The sequence below is a fragment of the Paenibacillus agaridevorans genome (assembly GCF_003112455.1).
GTDB classification, from domain to species: Bacteria; Bacillota; Bacilli; order Paenibacillales; family Paenibacillaceae; genus Pristimantibacillus; species Pristimantibacillus agaridevorans.
This window is the reverse complement of record NZ_BDQX01000390.1, coordinates 4044-26130: the sequence shown is the minus strand read 5'-3', so window position 1 is coordinate 26130 and position 22087 is coordinate 4044. Positions and strand designations below refer to the sequence as shown.

The window sequence follows — 22087 nt, the reverse complement described above, 5'->3', positions numbered from 1 at the left end:
AAATTATAGTGCAGCTTTATAGAAACTTGCGTACCTTGCAATTTACGGATCGAACCACCCCATACATGATAAGAGAGTAAGGCCACACACCTTACATAATGATATTACTCGGGGGAGGATTGTTATGGTGCAAGCAGAAGCAAAAAGAAGAAATTGTTTAATATGTTTTTCAATATTTATGGCAATTCTGTTGGCTTTGATTGCCAATCCTGCACAAATGTTTGCGAATGAACCAACTTCTCAAGCTGAAAACATGGTGGGCAACGGCGATTTTGAGGGAGGAGTCGATGCCGATCTCAAACCGAATTTGTGGCTATTAAACACAACACGAGGTACAGCTGCAAAAATGGCACTGGAGCAAGGCGCCGGCAAGGTGTATGCAGGGGAGGCATCCCTAAAGTTTACATCGCCGGCTGGCACTAATAATGATGAGGTGAGCGTAACTGAAGCGGATTTTCATCAGGTCGACCCATCAGAGACCTATACGATCGAATTTTATGCCAAGGTACCTTCCGGTGTAATCCATATGTTTGTTAATGAAAAACAAGTGTTGGACGGTCCCGTTACGCGTAAAGACATGCAAATCGATGCTCATATGTGGGCGCATGCAGACTGGACGAAATTTACCCAGGATTATACGCCTTCCGAAGGCGTCGAATACGCACGATTGGAATTTTACAATTGGAATGAGGCTGCTCTCGAAGGATACATTGATAATGTTGTATTTCGGAAAAAAACGGACGTCATTCCTGAGCCAATAGTTGATTTGCCTGAGGTAAAGCAACCATATGATATCGGGGTATTTTATTTCTCAAATTGGAACGGCGAATTTTTCCCTGGTATGATCTCCAACAATAAAGCGATTTATGGCAGCGATAGCGATTGGTTTGGCGGAATACGCGATCACCTTACGAAACCGGGCCCGTGGGGTTACGGGCCAATACCGGATCGGGAACCTCTGATCGGGTGGTACGATGACAGACAGCAGCAAGTTTTGGACAATCATATATTGGAAGCTGCAAGCCGGGGGATTGACCATTTTGCGTTCTATTATTATTGGAAGGAAGGCGGAGGCGGACCAAGACCCGGACAGAACATAGAAAATTATAAAACGTCGCCTTATCGCAATTTGATGTCTTATTATCTTTATTTTGTTGCGGATGGATCATACGACAAAACGGTTTGGAAAAACGAGATTGTGCCCAAATTAATAAGTTTTATGCAAGAGCCTTCTTACAAAAAAACGGAAGATGGCAGGCCGATTGTTGGTTTTTTTGGAGATATGGAAGGCAGACTGGGCGGATCGGCTGCTAGTCTGAAAGAAGGGCTCGATTATCTCCGCAGTGAAAGCGTGAAAGCAGGTTTGGAAAATCCGTTGCTCCTGTACGATGGCTACAGAACTTTGGATATGTTTATCGAGCAAGGATATGACGGATTCCTTCCGTTAAATCTGGCAGGGATCGGGTTGGACATCGGAGTGCCGCAAGATTATGCATCGGCATATCCCGATGCCTGGAAAGAGTTTGTGTATGCGGATTATTCGCAACAACCGGAATATCAAAATTATGAAGATTATTTATTTATACCAGGCGCATTAAACGCATTTGACGTCAGGCCTTGGGGGGCGAGTTCGGGGGTTCCCGTCGATAGGTATGTCTATGCCGATCCGAGTCCGGAAAAATTCAAGCAATTGTTAAACCATGTCAAAGAATATCTCGATACTCATGAACGTTCCATGAATATGGCCACATTGTATGCGTGGAACGAATGGGGAGAAGGGGGATCGATCGAACCCAATTCCCTATTCGGGTATGGATACATTGACGCCATCCAGGAAGTTTACGGATTGAACAACAGCAACTATAAACTTGTGGCGGCCAACAAGCAACTTGGCGATATCGCCCCTGATCTGAGAATGAGTGTAGAACCCGATTATTCGGTCGTAACCGAAGGGCAAAACGTGAACTTAAAGGTCAGAATAAAAAACTATTCCGATTCTGAAGCAACGGGCACTCTGTCGCTAAACGCCAACGGCTGGGAGATTAAAAATTCAACAGGAGAGTCCTTTACCCTTGGCAGCGGGGACGCAGCAAATGCGGAATTCAATGTTACGGTGCAAGAAGGAGAGCTTTGGAATAAACATTCGTTTACGATCACTGCGAACTACGGGGAGAATACACAGGAAGTGTCAACCTTTGTGGTTAAAGCTGCCCCATTTTATGTAAACCTCAATAAAGATTCGAATAAAAAGTACAAAGAGTACAAGTTTGACGTCCGAGTTAAAGCCAAAAATTATACTTTGAATCCGAAGACCGTAAACTACCAACTGGTGCTTCCGGACGGGTGGACAGCCAACTCTTCTTCTGGTGAAATTTCTTTAAGCGGCTTTAGCGGTACGGGTTCTCATGCGGGCAGAACGATAGCCGATACGGTTACCATTACCTACCCCGAGACAACCGAATCGGGTAAATATACGATCAGGCTGATAACTACGGACGGAGAGTTTAGCAAAACGGAAGATTTCACTGTGGAAATTACCGAACTTTTTAACCTTCTGTATAACGGGAGCTTTGAGATTGACGAAAATAACGACGGCATCCCCGATGTATGGTCGCCCGGTTATGCAGGGGGAGAAATGGCGATAGAGGAAGGTACGGAAGAAAACCCGGCGCCGATGGGTCAAAAGTATGTAAGAGTGAATACCTCCATTCCAGCAGACGGCGAGGGCGGGTATGTGGAAAAGGGCATCAAACAGGAAGGAACAAAAACGGATGTGAATTGGCTGCTTATCGATCCCATGAAGAAATATGAGCTCAGCTTCTGGGCCAAAGTGGAAGAAGGAGCGGTCAGAGCTGCCGATACGGAAGTAGGCGGTATTTACTACAATGGGCTTGGCGCCTATAATTCGTCGCTGTTGGTAACGGCGGAGGATAACGGGAACGAATGGAAACAATACAAGTTTACCTTTTATCCAAACCCGCAGGCTGGAAGAATCAGCGTCAGATTTCATGCTGAGGGAGAACCCGGTGACAACATCGTATTTTATTTGGATGGCGTTGTTCTGAAGGAAGTGGATGTAACGCCTGAGGAAAATATGATTGTAAACGGCGGGATGGAGACCGACACCAACGGTGACGGAGTAGTGGATGGATGGGCAACAGAACGAACGGGCGGTTCCCTTGGTTTTGGATTTGATTGGCAGGATCAGTATGGCGGAATCAGGTCGCAAAAAATATCCGGCACCAATGCCGCTGGTTCAAACGTCAAGCAAGAGTGGTTTGATGTCGTTCCCGGCAAACTGTATATTGTCGAATTTTGGGCAAAAGTAACGGCGGGAACATTTACGGTTGTCAGTGCGGAAAAAGCCGGAGAAAACGGCCAGATATCCTATAATAGCGGGCTAGACTTCTCGGCGGATACGTGGCAGAAGTATACGTATTCATTCAGGCCCAAGGCAGGCATGACCAAACAAAGCTTGAGATTTCTCATTAAAGGCAATGAAACCTCGACAGCCTGGATTGATAATGTCGTCATGAGGCCAGACGTATCGGAACCTCAGAATCCGCCGGTTAATCCATCGAACGGCAGCGTTTCCGGAACAACAACCGAGCCGAAAGTGACAGGCGGTAAGATTGAAATTGTTGAGCTGAACGCTGTAGATGGAATCGCGGAAGCGGTCATTTCAACTGAATGGTTGGTTAAGGCGTTAAATGGCGCCCCTGTTGATCGCGAAGGCAAGAAAACAGTATCGGTTGTGATTCCGGCAGCGAGCGGGGCCGTAAGTTACAAATTGACATTGCCGGCCTCCACCCTATCGAATTTGTCGGACACCACAATGGAAATTGTAATGGAATTTGCGACAATTCGTGTTCCAGGCAAAAGCATTGCCGCAAGCGATGTAAATTCAGATACGATCTCCTGGTCTATTACGAAGGTTGATCCAAGCGATCTGGATCCCAAAATAGCGAGACAAGTCAATGGCAGGCCTGTACTCGAATTGAACGTTTGGGCAGGGACCAAGAAGATTAATGGAATGAAGGACAATGCAGCTGTAACCGTGTCATTCAAATATGAGCCGAAAGACAACAAGGAACTTCTTGACAAGGAGTTTATCACGGTGTGGCGTCTTCTAGACAATGGCGAAGTTGTTCCGATAATCAATGCCAGATATGACGCAGCGACGAAAGAAATCACATTTACGACAACCCATTTTGGCAAGTTTACAGCGGTATACGTGCATAAAACCTTCCGTGATCTGGATACTCATTCATGGGCAAAACATAGCATTGAAGTGATGGCTTCAAAGGGCATCATCAATGGAACGTCCGCCGATACGTATAACCCGTCGGCAAACATTACAAGGGCAGACTTCTTGAAATTGCTGATAGGGGTATTGGATTTGCGGGCGGATATTACAGATAACTTTACCGATGTCGACAAGGCGGCCTATTATTACGATGCTATAGGAACAGCCAAAGCATTGGGGATTGTAAACGGTATTGGCGAAAGCAAATTTAATCCTGCTGCTTATATTACACGTCAGGATGCGATGGTTATGACAGCAAGAGCCTTGAAGCTGGCCAAGAGATTAAAGGACGGTTCGGAAAATGTTCTGACATCCTTTAACGATGCGGAGCAAATTGCTAATTATGCCCGAGCATCTGTTGCCTCATTGGTTGTAGCTGACCTGATCGAAGGTTCCGGAGATTACATGAACCCTGCAAGTCACACAACAAGGGCTGAAGCGGCGGTAATGATTTATAGACTATATAACTATTAGGAGAATGGTTCCCCGACGGCAGTATAAAGAGCGTTCCCGTCGGGGCACCGACATCGCAGAGAGGAGAGAGCAACCCATTGTCACAGCTTATGAAAGCGATCAAAGATTTTAAGAAAAATTTTGAACTGACGTTGCTTGCCTTGCCGTCCATCATTTTCATTTTTATTTTTTGCTACATTCCCTTATACGGTTTGGTGTTGCCTTTCAAAAACTACAATTATCGTGATGGTTTTTTTCGCAGTCCATGGGCAGGTTTTGAAAATTTTAAATTTTTGGTTAATTCCGATGCCATTATCCGAATCACCAGAAATACGGTTGTGATGAACGCTTTATTTATCGTATTCGGTACGGTCATTTCATTAATTCTTGCTCTGCTATTGTTTGAACTTGCTCGGAAATACATCAAGTTATACCAAACGATGCTGTTTATTCCCTTTTTTGTATCATGGGTTGTAGCGGCTTATGCTTTCCGGGCGTTTCTGGATATGGAAAACGGCTTCATTAACCGAATGCTGGAGTTCTTCGGGAAGGAACCGATTATGTGGTATAGCGAACCCCAGTATTGGCCTTATATTCTTGTCCTGATTTCAATCTGGAAAGGCGCCGGTTATGGCGCAATCATCTATTACACGGGATTGATGGGCGCTGATTCTGAATTTTACGAGGCGTCCAGAATCGATGGCGCAACCAGACTTCAACAAACCTGGTATATTTCGCTGCCGTTGCTTAAACCGTTGATCTCCATTCTTGTGATCCTGTCCATCGGGAAAATCTTTTACGGGGATTTTGGGTTGTTTTATAACGTTACGCTTGATTCGTCGCAGTTATATTCCACAACGGATGTCATTGACACCTATGTTTACCGGGCGTTGAAATCGCTTGGAGATATTAGTATGGCTGCAACAGCGGGGTTCTACCAATCTATTGTCGGATTTGTATTGGTATTGGCTTCGAATTGGGTTGTTAAAAAGGTGAATCCGGATAATTCTCTGTTTTAAGGTGGTGCCAAAATGAAAGCAAATAATCTTATACCGCATATCGTTCTGCTATCGATTGCGATAGCCTGCCTGTTGCCTTTTTTGCTAATCATCTCCTCTTCCCTAATGTATGAGAAAGACATCATCCTTCAAGGCTACACGTTTATACCGAAAAAAATAACATTGCTGGCGTATGAAGTGATTTTGAAAGATCCGCAACAGCTGATCAATTCTTATATCGTAACTATCATCGTTACCATCGTGGGTACAATTGTCGGACTATGGCTAACAGCGACGATTGCTTATGTTTTGACCAGAAATGATTATAAATACAAAAACAAGCTTACCTTTTATGTGTTTTTCACGATGCTGTTTAACGGAGGGCTGATTCCGAGCTACATTCTGATCTCGCGCTGGCTGAATATGAAAGATACGATATTCGCTCTCATTGTGCCGTATCTCGTTATTGCCTGGTATGTTCTGCTAATGAAGGGCTTTTTCCAAAGCTTGCCCAAAGGGCTGGTCGAATCCGCCAAGATCGACGGCGCTAGCGAGTTTAAAATTTTTGTGCAGATCGTATTGCCGATTTCCAAACCGGCGCTTGCTACCGTCGGCTTGTTCCTGGTATTGCAGTATTGGAATGATTGGTGGCTGAGCATGTTGTTTATTGACAAGGAAAGTTTATTTTCATTGCAGTTTTTACTTATACGGGTTATGCGTAATTTGGAATTTCTCAATACGGAAATGGCAAGGCAATATCTCAATATCGATCGGTTGAACATCCCGACATTATCGGCTCGAATGGCGATGAGTGTACTGGCGGCAGGTCCGATGTTGTTTATCTTTCCATTTTTCCAAAAGTATTTTGTCAAAGGTTTAACATTGGGCTCCATCAAGGGGTAGGTTAACGCGGGTACATCTCGCAAGCCTGGGGGTATTGCCTGTTAACAAAAATCACATATCGAGGAACAGGGAGGAAAAACGATGTTAAGATTAATGGGGAAAAAAAAGGGGTTCATGTGGGTTCTGATCGTTGTGCTTGCCGTCAGCATGATTTTGTCGGCATGCAGCAAGCCCGAAGGGGAAATCGATCCGGTTGGGTCTTCCCCGGAAACCACGGCAACAGCAACTGCCAACACAGATAAGGGATCCGATGCACCGTTGGAGTTTGTTGAATTAACCTGGTATATGCCGCCTCCAATTACACCGCAGAAAAATCAGGATAACGTAATGGCAGAAGTCAATCGACGGTTGAAGGAAAAGATCAATGCCAGCTTGACCTTCCAATTCGTTGACTGGGGATCTTTCGATGAAAAGATGAGACTGATGTCGGCTTCGGGGGAACCATATGATCTTGTGTTTACAACAAATTGGTCCAATAAATTGGCCAACAATGTATCGAAAGGAGCATTTGTGCCATTAAACGATCTCCTTGAGCAATACGGCCAACATATTTTGCAACGAATTGAACCAAGGTATTGGCCGGCTGTATCTTTTTCTGGGGAGAAATATGCAATTGCACATGAAATGACCTATGCGCAAACTTTCTCTTTCTCATACAGCAAGGAATTGGTAGATAAATATAACTTCGATTATAAAAACGCACATACGTTGAAGGATATTGAACCCTTCTTGCAAACGATCAAGGAGAACGAACCTGGCATTACGCCATTGCTCGCGATCGGCACTTCAACGCCTGGTCTGATTACTTTGGATGACAATAAGGATTACCTGAATTCATTCGCTTATTATGATTTGGATGACGGGCAAATCAAATCCAGCTTCGATAACGAAGACGCGAGGGAAGTATACCGTACTTTAAGCGATTTCTATAAAAAGGGGTATATCGCCAAAGACGCTGCAACAAAAACGGACAGAACCTTGGAAGGGAAATCCGGGAAATACGCGGTTATGCCAAGCCCGGGCGCCTATTCAGAAGATGGTTCGAAGGCTACATCCTTGTATGGCTTTCCCGCCTACGAGTCTCTGTATGCCCGATCGATCATCTCGACAGCCAGCGTGCAGAGCACTGGCACGGCTATAAGTAAAACTTCGAAAAATCCCGAAAGAGCCATGATGTTGTTGGATCTTATTTATGCCGATAAAAGTTTCTTTAACTTGTTGGCATACGGACTTGAAGGCGATGACTACACCGTAGTGTCGGGGCAAGGCACCGATAATCCGACCGTGCAGACCAATGCCGAAGCTACATGGGCCGTTTGGCATCCGTGGATTGGACCTTTGTTTGATCAATGGCCATCCAACTGGAATTCCGCCGAAGCGCTGGAGACGATGAAAGCCGACAATGAGTCGTCCACGGTTTCGCTGCTGTTAGGCTTTAATTTTGATCCGGAACCGGTGAAGCAGGAGGTAAGCCAGGTTCAGGCGATTATTGATGAAATCATTCCGATCTTGGATACGGGCACCTCGCCGGATCCGGATAAACTGCTGGATGAAGCGCAAGCTCGGGCCGAAAATGCCGGATTGGATAAAATTATGGACGAAATCTACAAGCAATATGATACCTGGAAAGCGGAAAACGGTAAATAAAAGAGGCTGCCGATAGACTGACCGCAAGGTTTGTCTATCGGCTCTACATGGGAGGGTGCAATATGTTGGACTGGTGGAAAAAAACATCAACCGCAATCATTGTTGTGCTGTTAATCCTGTTTTGTATGGTCAATTTTGTTCCCGACAAAGCGAAGGCAGCTGGACCTTATGATATTGGCGTCTATTATTTTTCGGATTGGAACCCTGAATTATCAACCTACATGTTGGAAAGATCGTTGAATCTGTACGGAAGGAGCGATTGGTTCGGCGGCATCAAGGATACGCTTACACGACCTGGACCGTGGGGATACGGACCGATCGCAGACAGGGAGCCGCTGTTAGGCTGGTATGATGACCGGCAGCAAGCCGTATTGGACCAGCATATCTTGCAAGCGGCAAGTCGCGGGATTGACCATTTTGCCTTTTATTTTTATTGGGACTGGAATGGCGGCGAGGAACGACCCGGACAAAATATCAATAACTTTGCAGCTTCGCCATACAAAGATTTGATGGACTATTACATTTATTTTGTCGCGGACGGGATTTGGCCCGAGAGTGACTGGTACAACTTTATGGTACCTTCGTTTATCCAGCATATGAAAAGCCCCTCCTACAAAAAAACGTCAGACGGAAGACCTATTATTGGATTTTTCGGCGACCTTATTGGCAGACTCGGGGGAACAAACGCAGGGGTAAAAGATGCCATGGACTATTTGCGTGATCAATGCCTTATTAATGGACTTGGCGATCCATGGATTCTGTATGACGGGTACAGTAATTTAAGCAATTACATGACTCAAGGTTATGATGGTTTTTTGCCCTTAAACCTCGCAGGCATTGGGTTAACCGATTATGTACCGGATGATTATACGGCTTATTCCGATGCATGGAATAATTTTGTGTCCATCTATGATGGTTATACCATGGTGCCTGGGGCCATATCCGGCTTCGATCCTAGACCATGGAGAGGTACCGGGTATGTTGACGCGCCCGTAGCCCAGGTTTACACAAAGCCTGATCCCGGGAAATTCAGAACTACGTTGCAACAGGTTAAAACCTATCTGGACAACCACCCTGCCGCGAGGAATATGGCTACCCTTTATGCATGGAATGAGCTGGGGGAAGGCGGGGTGATTGAGCCAACGACGTTATTCGGATATGGTTACGTCAATGCTATTCAAGACGTGTTTGGGCTCAGCAATACGGCTTACAAAGCGAAGGTTCAACAGCTTGGATTAACCGATATTGCACCGGATCTCAGGATAGAAGCTTATCCCGATCAATATGCTTTGTCGCCGGGGCAATCGTTCAAGATTAAAGTGAAATCGAAAAATTATTACAATTCAAACATTGCTTCGGGAAACCTTTCATTAAATGCGGGCGGATGGGCCATAACCGGATCATCGAATACCAGTCTTGGGGGACTGGCGCCTGGAGCGGTGAAAGATTCGGAGTTTACGGTTGTTGCGGAAAGCGGAACCGCATGGACGAAGTTCCCGATTACCGTTAATGTAAGCTACACCGTCAATGGAGTGAATCGCACACAATCGGTAAGCACTTTTGTTGTACCCAATACAACAACCAACACCTTGCTGTCAGACAGCTTTGATTCAGGGACTACAGGATCTCCGCCGACTGGTTGGACGTTAAATACATCCGGCGGCACGGTAATGATTCAAAACGCTCCCAGTGTGGCGGATAAAAGCATCAGAATGTATAAATCCGCAGCCAACCCCAATTATGCCGCGGCGAGCAAAAACTTCACGCAGCAGACATCAGGCATCGTGTCCGTCGATAGTTATGTGATGGTTCCGGAGACAGGCAGCACCAAGCAAATTTTGGCAAGAGACAGCGCCGGTAATGGCATTGCGGGATTGGTTGCTTTCACTGGCGGCAATATTACCGCAAACGTAACCCATAACCTGCAGTCCTTCTCAGCCAACACATGGTATCGCATTACCCTTAAATTAAACGTTTCCGCCCAAACCTACGAGGTCTTGATAGATGACGTTTCCAAAGGAACATTTAATTTCTATCAATCAAATGTATCCAATGTCGGCGAGGTGTTATATGTGATTTCGCCGGGTTATCAGGGTTCGTTGCATGTAAGCGATGTCGTCGTGACTACATCCAGTACCTTGTTAACAGACAATTTTGACGCCGGCACTGCAGGATCTCCGCCGACTGGTTGGACGTTAAATACATCCGGCGGCACGGCAATGATTCAAAACGTTCCAAGTTCAGCGGATAAGAGCATGAGAATGTATAAATCTGCAGCCAACTCCAATTATGCCGCGGCGAGCAAAAGCTTTACGCAACAGACTGCAGGCATCGTGTCCGTCGATAGTTATGTGATGGTGACGGAGACGGGCAGCACGAAGCAGATTATGGTAAGGGATTATGCCGGTAATGGCATTACGGGATTAGTCGCTTTCACTGACGGCAATATTACCGCTAACATAACCCATAACCTGCAATCCTTCTCAGCCAACACCTGGTACCGCATTACCCTTAAATTAAACGTTTCTGCCAAGAAATACGAGGTGCTGGTTAATGGAACTTCCAAAGGAACATTTGATTTTTACAATACCGGCATGTCCAATGTAGGCGAGGTGTTGTATGTGATTTCGCCAGGTTATATGGGCTCCCTGTATGTAAGCAGCGTCAACGTGGTTAAGTGATCTCGTCACTTGGAGGGCATATGACAAATATAAATTTGAATGAGTTTCGAAACAAAGTTTTGGGATGTTGGATGGGGAAAAATATCGGCGGTACCTTGGGAGCTCCATTTGAGTTTAAACGCCAGAAAAATAACGTTGCATTCTACACGCAACAGTTGAATGGCAATCCGCTGCCAAACGATGATTTGGATCTTCAGCTTCTTTGGCTTATTGCTATGGAGGAACAAGGGGTTCGGGTTGATGCAAGATTATTGGGGGAATATTGGATGCTTTACGTGACCCCCTACTGGTCGGAGTATGGCAATGCCAAAATTAATATGAAATCCGGACTGATGCCGCCGCTATGCGGAACGGAAAATAATCCGTTCAAGAACAGCTGCGGCGCATATATCCGTTCGGAGATATGGGCGTGCATCGCTCCTGGATGCCCGGACAGGGCGGCCTATTATGCTTATGAAGATGCGATTGTCGACCACGGGGATGGGGAAGGCGTTTACGCAGAAGTGTTTTGCGCAGCGCTTGAAAGCGCGGCTTTTGTTGAATCGGATGTCCGAACATTAATTGAAATCGGCTTATCCTATATCCCGTCCGACTGCGGTGTAGCGCGTGCTGTAAGACATGTGATCGGATGTTATGATTCAGGTCAAACGTGGGAAGAAGCAAGGGAAGAACTGCTGATCCATTTCAGGGGATGGATGTATTCATGGAGCGATATATCCACCGAAGACGAGGCCAAAGGGTACCGGGAAGGTCCGCTTGGTTGGGATGTGCCGGCAAACATTGGAATAACCGTTCTTGGGCTCATTTACGGGGAAGGCGATTTTGCCAAATCAATCTGTACGGCCGTCAATTGCGGAGAAGATACGGATTGCACAGCCGCTACGATCGGTGCGATATTTGGCATTATTGAGGGATTTGAAGCGATCCCCGAAGGATGGATTGAGCCCATTGGCGACAAAATTGTGACGGCATGCCTGAACCTTGGCGAATTGGGGTCATATGGGAGTCAGCTTCCAAGAGATATTTACGAATTAACAACCCGTGTAGAAAAGCTTGCAAGGCGAGTAATCGCAGAATTTGATTTGCCGCTTTTGTTTGTGGAAGATACCCCCGAGGATTCGACAGTGGAGACAAAAGCAAATTTGCTTGCCAAACCAAACTTTTTGGATGTCTATCGATATTCGAGCGGCCCGGTATACCGGTTTGATTTTTACAACATTCATGTGGATTACTCAGATGGTCCTTCGATTCAAGCCGGAATAAGAAAAAAGCTAATTTTTACGGTGGAGAACACGTACAAAATTTCCGAGATTATGAATGTACGATGGTATACGCCTGAACGTTGCCATGTATTTCCTTCCAGGCAAACCCGAGTATTTATTAGTCACCCATGGTATGAGGGATGGAGAAAACAGTTATATTTCGAAATAGAGCTGGAGCTGGTTGAACAAAATATTAACCGTTTTGTTGTCGAGTTTACGCTTGAAGGAAGGCATACTGTGATGTTGGTTCCCGTTGTTTTGGTAAATGGAGGAGGTGATGCCCTTTCGTAGGGGGACTGCATTTCTATCATTCGGAAGAGGTGACGCCGATCGACAAGTAGTCAGGCCCGTATCTTATTTCAGTAATAAGGTTACACATCTCAAAAGAGGAGGAATTTGTGATGCGTATAAATTCAGGCAAGCAGAAATTGTCAAATCAAGGAGTGGCCAAGAGGGCGGTGCTTTTGCCCATTCTGGTGTTTCTGTTAATAGCAATGAGTTTAGCGCCGACCGCGTCGGCAGACCCGGTCGTGGATGGGAAATTTACAATCGCGATCATCCCCGACACTCAAAATGAAGTGGAATATTCAGCTCCTGTCCAAGGAGAATGGTTCAAGAACCGAACACAATATTTGGCTAATAACAAAAATAACTTGGATTTGCGTTTTGTTATCCATACCGGCGACGTAGCAAATTGGCCTGCATACGATCCCGATCAGTTGCCAATTGCATCCGACGCTATAGCGGTGTTGGACAATGTCAATATTCGCAGCCAGCTTAGTATTGGCAATCATGATACGGCGGCGGTCTATATCGGCGGTTCTGCAGTACCGGGCGGCAATATTCCTGCCCTTGTTCGCGATACGACCGCTTTTAACGCCGCTTTTCCTGTATCGCGCTATCCCGGTATAGTGACATTTGAAGCAAACAAGGTGGATAACGCCTATCAAACCTTCGAGGCAGAAGGGAAAAAATGGTTGGTGCTTACTCTGGAGCTCTGGCCGCGTACGGCAGCGGTCAATTGGGCAAAAGGCGTTGTCGAAAATCATCCGGATTATAACGTAATCATTCAAACACATTCCTATTTAACGGGGAGCGGCAACATTGAACAATCCAATGGAGGATATGGCGCCAATTCGCCGCAGTATGTTTATGACAACCTGGTCAAGTTATATCCCAATATCAAGTTCGTATTTAGCGGCCACACAGGCCTTGCCGCAAAACGCGAAGATACCGGTGTAAACGGCAATAAAATCGTATCGATCGTGGGAGCCTTCCACAGCAGTACAAACAATCCTGTTCAACTACTGGAGATCGATGCGGTCAACGGCACCGCCAGCACCAGGTTTTATGCGCCGTTGGATGGATACGAGTGGACGCAATACAATTGGACATTCAGCGGTTTGAATTTTGTCCCGCCCTCATCCACGCCGACTTACCTGATGTATGAAGAATTCAATTCACAAGCTGATGGAGTAGCACCTGCCAACTGGATTTTGAACACCTCGGGCGGAACCGCAACGGTGCAATCTTTTCCAAGCGTATCGGAAAAGAGCATGAGGCTGCAAAAATTGGGTACCACCGGTTACGCGGCAGGCATGAAAAAATTCACTTCACAGACTTCAGGTATTGTAACATACGATACATGGGTCCTGCCTCAGGAAACGGCTGGTATCAAGCAAATTATGGTGAGAAACTATGACGCATTAAAAATAGCATCTATTGTAGCTTTCGAAAATGGTAATATCAAGGTTAATGCTTGGACCAATGTACAGACTTTTGTGGCAAACCAGTGGTATCACATTGTTGTTAAGCTGAACCAGAATAACAAGACGTTTGAGGTCTTTGTTGACGATGTATCAAGAGGAACCTTTAATTACTATCATTCTGATACCAACGATCTGGGGGAAATGCTCTTTAGTATTCCGCCCGATTATACAGGGACCTTTTTTGTAAGCGACATCAGAGTGAGCAAGTAAGGTCAATCATTACCTTCAAGCCTATGCATAAAAGCCCTCCCCAGCTATGTTGACAGCGATTTCAAGGTCGCGGTCGGCAGCAGGGGAGGGCGTCCATGGTTTGGCGGGTCTGGGTTGGCGGTTAGTGATGCCGGCCTGTTGGCTCAATCCGGCACGGCAACCCAGGCGCCGCTTTCATGGCTCTGCAGCCGGCGCAGCGCTTCGATATGCGCCAACCCGATAAAAGCCGTGCCAACGACGCAAGCTTGTATTTTTCTCAATGTGCATCACCTCGTTTTTGGTAGCAGTTCATGCGCTTTACGGGCGTCAGTTGCCGCGCTTGAGCACTTCGATAATCATGCGGAACAGCGAAAGATCCTGCTTGAAATCTTCCGGCGACGTTTTGGGGGCAAAATCCTGCGTAATCGCATCGTACCAATATTCAAGTTGCAACCTGTATGGATCCTTTAAGGTCGGGCGGTGTACGCTTTCGGTATAATGCGGCCCGTTCGATTCGACGACGTGGAGCGTGACCGCATGCTCGCGCAAATACGGCGTATCGTATTGCACGCGCAGCGACTTGCGCGCGCCGTATACTTCCAGATGGGCGTCGAACCGTCCCTGCTCGTCCACGCCGGTTTCGTACGTAACCGTAAAGGTGTCGTAATCGAAGATGACGTTAAGGAAAAACGCGCCATTCCGCGACAGCTTGGCGCCCAGCACGCCGCTGGGCATGCCGAGCATCTCGCGCATAGCGGACAGATCGTGGCTCGACAGGCCGCATAACATGCGGTACACCGAAGCGTATTCGGAATCGGCTGTTTCGCCGACCGCCTCGTGCAGCGCCGATTCGGCGCGCTCCTTCCGGTCATGCCAGAGCCGCTGCGGAATATCTTCAAAACGCAAAACGCGATGAACCGGAGCGATAAACAAAGAGTTCTGGCCGATAATATCGCGCACTCTCGCGTAATGGATCGGGCCAATGTCCCTGATCTCCTGCACGGCCTGCACAAACGGGGCAGCGTATCGTCTCATATAACCGACCATTACTTTGACGCCGTTCCGATCCCGCGCTTCGATAATGGCATCCGCTTCGGAAGACGTCAGGCACATCGGCTTTTCCACAAGTACATGCTTGCCTGCGTTTACGGCGGCGATGGCGCATTCGCTGTGATATTCATCGCTGTTGATGACAAAAACGACGTCAAGATCGGGTTGTTGGACCAGTTCCAGCGCATCTTCGTACAATTGTTCAACTCCGTATTTGTTTCCGAAATATTGCAGCAACCCTGGGGAAACATCGCATAATGCCGCGATGCGGAACTGCTCGGGATACAGATCCAGCACGGGCAGATGAATCGTTTGCGCGACTTCGCCCAGACCGATAATTCCAACATTTAATCGTTTCATCGAAAAAACTCCTTTGCATCAGAAGGATTGGAAAAAACGTTAATCCCAGCGTATATTCAAAACGATATATTGAACATGAAGATTCCAGACATATTGATGGATAAAACAGACCTGGACGAGGAATGAGGATAAAAAGTCAAGGGGGAACGACAATGAGGGGGCTGCTAGGCATCGGCATTACGCCGACCACAACCGTGTCCATTTACCAGCATGTTCATCCGGTATGGGAAATTATATATTTTACCGAAAGAAGCGGTATTCTGCGGTTGGAGCAAGGGGATGTGCCGTTCGAGCCGGGCGACATGTTCTGTCTGCCGCCGGGTACGCCGCACAGCGAGCATTCCGGGGATGGTTATGGCAATATTTTTTTTACCTTATCGGAATTTGACCTGCCCTTCGGAGGCGGTGTGGTTGCGCTCAAGGATACGCAAAGCCGGGATATCGGCGTGCTGCTGCAGTTGCTGTATAAGGAGTACCACCTCAAGCGCAACCGCTGGAAGGAGCTGACCGAGCAGCTATTGAACGCAGTGTATGCGTATTCGCTGGCGCTAATGTCCCGGCAGAGGAAACACGGCATGGTGGAGCAATTGGAGGAGGCGCTGGTCGCCAATCTCGGTCAGGCGAGCTTCCGGCTGGATCGCTGTATGGCCCAGTTCCCAGTATCAGCCGATTACTTGCGCAGAATGTTCAAGCAGGCGACGGGGAAAACGCCGATTCAATATTTGACCGGTCTGCGGATCGAATTCGCCAAGCGGCTGTTCGAGAAAAGCGGCAGCGATCAACTGTCCGTCAAGCTGGTGGCCTCTCTGGTCGGATATGACGACTCTTATTATTTCTCCCGGGTATTCAAGGCGGAGATGGGGATAAGTCCTCAGATGTGGATGAAAGAACGCGGAATTTTGACATAAAATAACGCGTGTCCAGCACAAAGTATGATGCCCCGTGGATGAGGGCAAACAAGTGACCAAGTTGAGGGGAACTTGACGATCGGCATGTAGAGGGATACCATGAGAGTGGGACATCTCCTTTAACTGGAAATTGTGGTTTGTGGCGAACAATTTCTCTATTAAAAGCTGATGTCCTTCTTCTCTTTACTGGTTCGACAGCATTATTTTCGCTTGTGATGGCAGTATGGAAGGAGATTTCAGAGGGAGGGGCAGCGTGAAACAAATTGGTGTCATTATACTACTATTATGTGTAAATCTGATCGTCATGGGCTGCAAAGGGGAGGTGACGGAGCAAGAGCCGGATGCGTCAAACGCGCAGCCGACCGTGCAGACATCGCCTGCCATGTCCTTGACTCCAAGCCCGACGGTCGAGAATGAGTCTATAGGAACGGTTGAGAAACTGGAAACGGAGAATGGTTTCCGGCTCGCAACCGATGGGACATACAATCCCTTTCAACTGTTCACGGCAGCCAGCGACGAAGGGACGTCGTATGTCGTACATGTCCTTACAAGCAATGAGCCGCTAAAACATGGTGTCCGGTATGGAGCCATCGCCGCAGTCATCCATCCCGATAGCGGAGAGTTTCGGACCTATCCGCTCTTCAGCGCCATAATCAATGACAGCTATGCGGCTCACTCGATAGCGAAAGGCTACGGCATGCTGGACAGCCGCCATTTGCTGTATATCGCTGTTCATGACGCGAACGACGAAGGAGCCGTTCAATCCTATAGTGTAGAAAAACTGGATATTACATCCGGCGAAAAGACCGTAATCGTACCCGCAATCCGGGAATTGGACTCGATATCCCAAGAGGAGCATTTTGCGCCGGGATGGATGACGGCATCCGGAGAATCACTCGTGTTAAACAGCTATTCGGAAGGAAAGCTTTGGGTGATAGACATAGCGGACGGCGAAGTACGGCAATTGCCGAAACAAACGAAGCATAGCTGGCCTTTTTTTCTAACATCGGTATCGCCGGACGGCGAATTGATCTGGCATTTGGACAGTGACAATAGTCGATTCGTGTTGCTCGATTTAGAAGGGAACGAACGATCAACCGTCCCTTTTTCTTCGGAGGCCATCAGGGGGCAAAGCGGCTGGTTTTATTGGAGCCCGAACGGAAAGTACGCCATATTCGATGACTCATCCACCTCCGAGCAAAACCCTGTTATTTATGAGGACTCCGAATTCTCGCTAAAGGCGATGAACAAGCTGAACATCTATACGAGGGAAGGAAATGGACAGAGCATCATGTTCGATCGGAGCAAGGGGCAATTCGTTGAGGTTGCCGGATGGCTCGGGGCAGAGGATGAGTATGCGGTGCTGCGTTTCTATGATGTGGAGGGCGCTTCTGCATCGCTTGTACCGGATAGCGTCAGCTTCTTGCTTCTTCATCTGCCGACCGGCGGGTTGACGGCTCTACAGCCAAACGCGGATAGACTGCCGGGCGAGAAACTCGAGCTCGCTTCTCTCTTTAAGAGCAGGCCAGGTCTGCGGGAGCCGCTGCTGCTGGTAGATTTGGACAGCCATACTTACGTGCTTCTGTCAGACAGCGGAGCTTGGGCGAAGCAATCCTCTAATGAGGCTTCAAAAAGAGCTTGGATTGAGGCGGCGTCCCAACTAGGAGGCACTCTTCTGCATTGGGAAGGAAAGGATGACACTCGGGGAATTGAGAAGGAGAGCCTCGTTTTGCAAGAGAATGTACGGGAGATAAGCTTCGCGGGAGAGAATTGGATCGTCACGGAGGATATGGTCTACATTCGAATGGACTGATATATTGCTTTTTGATTGTGATCCATTAAAATAGAAGTAGCTGGAATGAAACGGAAAAAGATGGGGGAGAGCGTCGATGCCGTGGAGACACTCGAAAGGTTCGATTGTTCGCGCTCTGCTGTTGGCGCCAATGATGCTCTCCTATCTGTTGCTGCTTGGAAGCTGTTCTTCCCCCAATGGAAATGAAAGCGCTTTTCGAAGCGATGCGTCCACGGATCAGCCTCATGAGACGGCAGGACCGTACACGATCAAATTCGTGTATACGGGAGCGGGTCAGAAGGATGAGGCGGCGGTAGAAGCTGCTATTAACGACTACCTTAAGGGCAAGCTGGACGCCAGGATCGATCTGATGCCCATTGATTGGGGACAGTGGGAGGACCGAATCAATCTGATGATTGCTTCCCGCGAGAAGGTGGATGTCATCTTTACGGCGCAATGGAACAAACATGCGGTCAATGTCGCCAAGGGGGCATTTCTGGAGCTTTCGGAGCTGCTGGATCGCTATGGGGAAGGCATTCTGTCCAGTCTGGATCCCGCTTTCTTGAGCGGTTCCAAGATCGATGGAGGCAATTACGGCGTACCCACCAACAAGGAGTTGGCCGCACAGGGGGGCATAATCTACCGGAAGGATATCGCGGAGGAACTGGATATCGATATGTCTCTCGTCCACACGATTGCGGACTTGGAGCCCGTCTTCGCCCGAGTTAAGAGTATGAAGCCGGACATGACTCCCATCTATATGAGGCAAGGCGAGACATTCAATGCTCATTACATTGGCAACTATGACGCGCTCGGCGATACGTCGATCCCCGGCATCCTGCTCAAGGACGGAGACAGTACCGAGGTTAAACCGAATTATGAGACGGAACGATATGTGGAGACGCTGCGCATTACGCGCGATTTCTATCAGAAGGGCTACATTAATAACGATGCGGTCACCAACAGTACGATGAATATGGACGCTTTAATGGGCGGCAGCGTATTCTCCATTACATCTTCGCTAAAGCCAGGCAAGGCTGAGGAGATTGCCATGGCGACCGGGCTGGTCGGCAAGCTGGCGCAGAGAGAGCTGAATGCCAAGACGATCTCCACCTCGGAGACGGCGGGCTCCATGCTGGGCATCTCTTCGACGTCGCAGCGGCCGGATCTGGCCATGGCGTGGATCAATCTTCTTCATACGGATCGCGATCTCAACAATTTGGTCAACTACGGGATTAAGGGCATGCATTACGAACAAGCGGGAGACGGCATCATTAGACAAACGGACCGTACGCAGGACTACAATCCTTCTTCGAACTGGATGTTCGGCAATCAGTTCCTGAACGACGTATGGGATACCGAAGATCCGGACAAATGGGAGAAGTTCCGGGCGTTTAACGAAGGGGCGCATCTGTCTCCAGGACTGGGCTTCGTCTTCGACAGCGCTCCTGTCAAAGCCGAGGTGGCAGCCGTCGTTAACGTGGACCGTCAGTACTTGAATGCGCTGGATACCGGCACGGTGGATATCGACCATGTGCTGCCGCAATACGAAGAAAAGCTGAAGTCGGCGGGGATCGCCCGGATTATCAAAGAGAAGCAGAGGCAATTCGATGCTTATCTGGCGGCAAAATAGAATCTGACGGCTATGCGGTCAGCAGACGCAGAAACGCCGCGGAACGCGAAAGATCGCGCGCCGCGGCGTTATTGGTTGTTGCTGAGTGCATACTTATAATAGAAGCAATTTTTTAGAGGACGCTGCCGCCGAAGATCATGCGGTGTTCCCACTGCGTGCCCTTGACGGAGTCGACGCGTACGCCGCCGCTTTTCTTGGAGTAGGTGTGAAGAATGCGGCCGTTGCCCAGGTAGAGACCGACATGCGTCACTTTCTGCTTCGACTTGCTTAATTTGCTGTAGCTGGATGCGGAAGAACCTTTATAAGACATAAAGAACACGAGATCGCCGCGCTTCAGGCTGGACCAGCTTGTCTTTACGGTAGAATTTTTTTTCACCCACGCAGCTTGGGTTGCGGACGAGCCGGGGATGGTTACCCCTGTTGCCTGCTTATAGATATGCTTTACGAAGTCGGAGCAGTCAAACGTCCGCGTTGTGCTGCGGTTCGAGCCGAACTCGTAAGGCGTACCCATATATTTGCCGCCGAGCTTGATCGTTGCTTCGATTTTCGAAGATTTGGATGCGCTTGCCGTAGCGGCATGGGCATGTCCATCGATTGGAAGCGGGACGACTCCGGTTGTCAGCAAGGCTGTTGCGACTACGCTGGCGATCAGGCTTTTCTTGATTATATGGTGTTTCGTAGTTGTCATGTATTATGCACCTCCTGGTTGATAGCTATACCGTAACATGGCAGGAAAGCGTTTATAACCTGCAAAAACTGGATCTTTACCCAATTCCGCTTCTTAAGACGGGTTGGCGACTCGACCAAAGTCTAGTTCAGAAAGTGCCGAAAGTCTGTTTTGCCAAGGCTTTAAACCATCTATACTAAGTACATAAGCAAGAGCAACAAGATTTAACGCGGAAGCGAATATGAAGAAATTCTAATTGTAGAGAGGAGAGAAAGTTGGAGATGAATGGAAAAAGCGCACTTGGCGTATTACTGATTATCGTAGGCGGACTAGCTGCCTTGAACTTTCTGAACATCGACTTCGGCCGGATTATCGGCTTCCTGATTCCGTTTATTCTAGTGGGCTTCGGTATTCTGGGGTGGATGAATAACAAAAGGCTGATCGGCGGCATTCTAATCGGATTGGGCGGCATCATGCTGCTAGGCAAGCTCGGCGGTCTGCTGATGCTGATCCTGGCAATCGGATTGGTTGTAGCAGGCGTATCGTTGTTCAAAGGCGGAAATCGGAGAACATATTAAGGAAAGGCGGATGAGCGGCTGATACGCCGCTCGGAACCTTCGAGGAGGATACAGAGATGAGCATCGTAAGACGAATTCGCGACATCACCGTCGCAACGCTGAACGAAAGGCTGGAGAAGGCCGAGGATCCGGTTCGGATGATCGATCAATTCCTCTGGTCCACCAGGGAAGATATCATTCAGGCAGAGAAGCTGCATCAGCAATATACGAATCATTCCAATCACCTGAGAGCTCAGTGGCTGCAGGCCGAATCGCAGAAGGAACGCCGCGAACAGCAAGCGATGACCGCCCTCAAGGCGGGCGAAGAGAATATGGCGAGGTTCGCGCTTCACGAGAAGGCGACGGCTGATGAACGAGCGGCTCAATACAAGGATTTGTTCGAACAGAGCAGACAGCATACATTGGAGCTGGAAGAACAGCTTCGCGAGATGCGCAGCGAATATCAAGCGGTCTATGACAAACGCGAATATTATGCGGCACGCATGGAATCCATCCGGCTGCAGCAACGCTTGAACAGCCGCTTCGGCGGTTATGGAGAGAGCGGCCCGCAGCCAGGGGCGATGTTCCGCAGGATGGAGGATCGCATCAACGACCTGGAGACGGAAGCAAAGAGCATCCGGGACGTACGCCGAATGGGGCATGAAATGGACGGCTCTGGCCTTGGAAGCACGGTTAAATCGGTGATCGATCGAGAGCTGGATGAGTTGAAGCGTAAACTTCAGAAGGAAGGATGGTCATCTTGAGAAAATTATATCGCTCTACGCGCGACAAAAAGCTGCTGGGTCTGTGCGGCGGACTCAGCGAGATGTTAAACGTTGATGCTACTTTGCTCCGGATTCTGCTTGTCGTCGTGACGATCTTTACGAGCGGTACCGTCATCTTTATCTACCT

Annotated in this window: 15 protein-coding genes; 13 read left to right on the top strand and 2 right to left on the bottom strand. The window is 48.2% G+C overall.

Annotated features, from left to right (window positions below; all coding sequences use genetic code 11):
- Positions 1-124: 124 nt before the first annotated feature.
- The 7 genes from PAT3040_RS29785 to PAT3040_RS29755 all read left to right on the top strand — a co-directional run bounded on the left by PAT3040_RS29785 (position 125) and on the right by PAT3040_RS29755 (position 14229).
- Positions 125-4780 (top strand): S-layer homology domain-containing protein, encoded by a 4656-nt coding sequence (locus PAT3040_RS29785; RefSeq protein ID WP_108995536.1) that lies wholly within the window; start codon positions 125-127, stop codon positions 4778-4780.
- A 77-nt stretch (positions 4781-4857) separates the two neighbouring features.
- The gene (locus tag PAT3040_RS29780) at positions 4858-5778 is read left to right on the top strand and encodes an ABC transporter permease (RefSeq protein WP_258235231.1); all 921 of its coding nucleotides are present in this window, start codon (positions 4858-4860) and stop codon (positions 5776-5778) included.
- A gap of 12 nt (positions 5779-5790) precedes the next feature.
- On the top strand, positions 5791-6660 hold the full coding sequence (locus PAT3040_RS29775; protein ID WP_108995535.1) for a carbohydrate ABC transporter permease: 870 nt from the start codon (positions 5791-5793) through the stop codon (positions 6658-6660).
- A gap of 81 nt (positions 6661-6741) precedes the next feature.
- Positions 6742-8307, top strand: coding sequence for a DUF3502 domain-containing protein (locus PAT3040_RS29770; RefSeq protein WP_108995534.1), 1566 nt, complete (start codon positions 6742-6744; stop codon positions 8305-8307).
- Positions 8308-8369: 62 nt separating this feature from the next.
- The gene (locus PAT3040_RS29765; RefSeq protein ID WP_181376919.1) at positions 8370-10988 is read left to right on the top strand and encodes a glycoside hydrolase family 99-like domain-containing protein; all 2619 of its coding nucleotides are present in this window, start codon (positions 8370-8372) and stop codon (positions 10986-10988) included.
- 20 nt (positions 10989-11008) lie between these two features.
- A complete protein-coding gene (locus tag PAT3040_RS29760; protein WP_108995532.1) occupies positions 11009-12541 on the top strand; it encodes an ADP-ribosylglycohydrolase family protein in 1533 nt (510 codons plus the stop codon).
- Positions 12542-12651: 110 nt separating this feature from the next.
- Entirely contained in the window at positions 12652-14229 is a 1578-nt protein-coding gene (locus PAT3040_RS29755) for a metallophosphoesterase (protein ID WP_108995531.1), read from the top strand.
- A gap of 306 nt (positions 14230-14535) precedes the next feature.
- On the opposite strand, the gene PAT3040_RS29750 is transcribed toward PAT3040_RS29755, so the two are convergent.
- The gene (locus PAT3040_RS29750; protein WP_108995530.1) at positions 14536-15618 is read right to left on the bottom strand and encodes a Gfo/Idh/MocA family protein; all 1083 of its coding nucleotides are present in this window, start codon (positions 15616-15618) and stop codon (positions 14536-14538) included.
- Positions 15619-15770: 152 nt separating this feature from the next.
- Between PAT3040_RS29750 and PAT3040_RS29745 the strand changes: the two genes are divergently transcribed.
- The 3 genes from PAT3040_RS29745 (at position 15771) to PAT3040_RS29735 (ending at position 19951) form a co-directional block, all read left to right on the top strand.
- A complete protein-coding gene (locus PAT3040_RS29745) occupies positions 15771-16526 on the top strand; it encodes a helix-turn-helix transcriptional regulator (protein ID WP_181376917.1) in 756 nt (251 codons plus the stop codon).
- 253 nt (positions 16527-16779) lie between these two features.
- Positions 16780-18339 carry a TolB family protein gene (locus PAT3040_RS29740; RefSeq protein WP_108995528.1) on the top strand — a complete coding sequence of 520 codons (1560 nt, stop codon included), beginning with the start codon at positions 16780-16782 and terminating at the stop codon, positions 18337-18339.
- Between the two features lie 76 nt (positions 18340-18415).
- Complete coding sequence (locus tag PAT3040_RS29735) at positions 18416-19951, top strand: ABC transporter substrate-binding protein (RefSeq protein ID WP_108995527.1); 1536 nt, start codon at positions 18416-18418, stop codon at positions 19949-19951.
- Between the two features lie 112 nt (positions 19952-20063).
- On the opposite strand, the gene PAT3040_RS29730 is transcribed toward PAT3040_RS29735, so the two are convergent.
- Positions 20064-20639: a C40 family peptidase gene (locus PAT3040_RS29730; RefSeq protein ID WP_108995526.1), complete on the bottom strand. Its 576-nt coding sequence runs from the start codon at positions 20637-20639 to the stop codon at positions 20064-20066.
- 260 nt (positions 20640-20899) lie between these two features.
- Here PAT3040_RS29730 and PAT3040_RS29725 point away from each other — a divergent pair, with 260 nt between their 5' ends.
- From PAT3040_RS29725 to PAT3040_RS29715, 3 genes are all read left to right on the top strand, one after another.
- Entirely contained in the window at positions 20900-21196 is a 297-nt protein-coding gene (locus tag PAT3040_RS29725; protein WP_087570081.1) for a LiaF transmembrane domain-containing protein, read from the top strand.
- A 56-nt stretch (positions 21197-21252) separates the two neighbouring features.
- The gene (locus tag PAT3040_RS29720; protein ID WP_087570082.1) at positions 21253-21939 is read left to right on the top strand and encodes a PspA/IM30 family protein; all 687 of its coding nucleotides are present in this window, start codon (positions 21253-21255) and stop codon (positions 21937-21939) included.
- Positions 21927-22087 (top strand): PspC domain-containing protein (locus PAT3040_RS29715; protein ID WP_258235234.1); only part of this gene is annotated, 161 nt, incomplete at its 3' end. The genes PAT3040_RS29720 and PAT3040_RS29715, both read left to right, overlap by 13 nt.

Coding starts and splice junctions, on each gene's coding strand:
- PAT3040_RS29785 (WP_108995536.1), top strand. CDS start 125: ATGGTGCAAGCAGAAGCAAAAAGAAGAAATTGTTTAATATGTTTTTCA.
- PAT3040_RS29775 (WP_108995535.1), top strand. CDS start 5,791: ATGAAAGCAAATAATCTTATACCGCATATCGTTCTGCTATCGATTGCG.
- PAT3040_RS29770 (WP_108995534.1), top strand. CDS start 6,742: ATGTTAAGATTAATGGGGAAAAAAAAGGGGTTCATGTGGGTTCTGATC.
- PAT3040_RS29765 (WP_181376919.1), top strand. CDS start 8,370: ATGTTGGACTGGTGGAAAAAAACATCAACCGCAATCATTGTTGTGCTG.
- PAT3040_RS29760 (WP_108995532.1), top strand. CDS start 11,009: ATGACAAATATAAATTTGAATGAGTTTCGAAACAAAGTTTTGGGATGT.
- PAT3040_RS29755 (WP_108995531.1), top strand. CDS start 12,652: ATGCGTATAAATTCAGGCAAGCAGAAATTGTCAAATCAAGGAGTGGCC.
- PAT3040_RS29750 (WP_108995530.1), bottom strand. CDS start 15,618: ATGAAACGATTAAATGTTGGAATTATCGGTCTGGGCGAAGTCGCGCAA.
- PAT3040_RS29745 (WP_181376917.1), top strand. CDS start 15,771: ATGAGGGGGCTGCTAGGCATCGGCATTACGCCGACCACAACCGTGTCC.
- PAT3040_RS29735 (WP_108995527.1), top strand. CDS start 18,416: ATGCCGTGGAGACACTCGAAAGGTTCGATTGTTCGCGCTCTGCTGTTG.
- PAT3040_RS29730 (WP_108995526.1), bottom strand. CDS start 20,639: ATGACAACTACGAAACACCATATAATCAAGAAAAGCCTGATCGCCAGC.
- PAT3040_RS29725 (WP_087570081.1), top strand. CDS start 20,900: ATGAATGGAAAAAGCGCACTTGGCGTATTACTGATTATCGTAGGCGGA.
- PAT3040_RS29720 (WP_087570082.1), top strand. CDS start 21,253: ATGAGCATCGTAAGACGAATTCGCGACATCACCGTCGCAACGCTGAAC.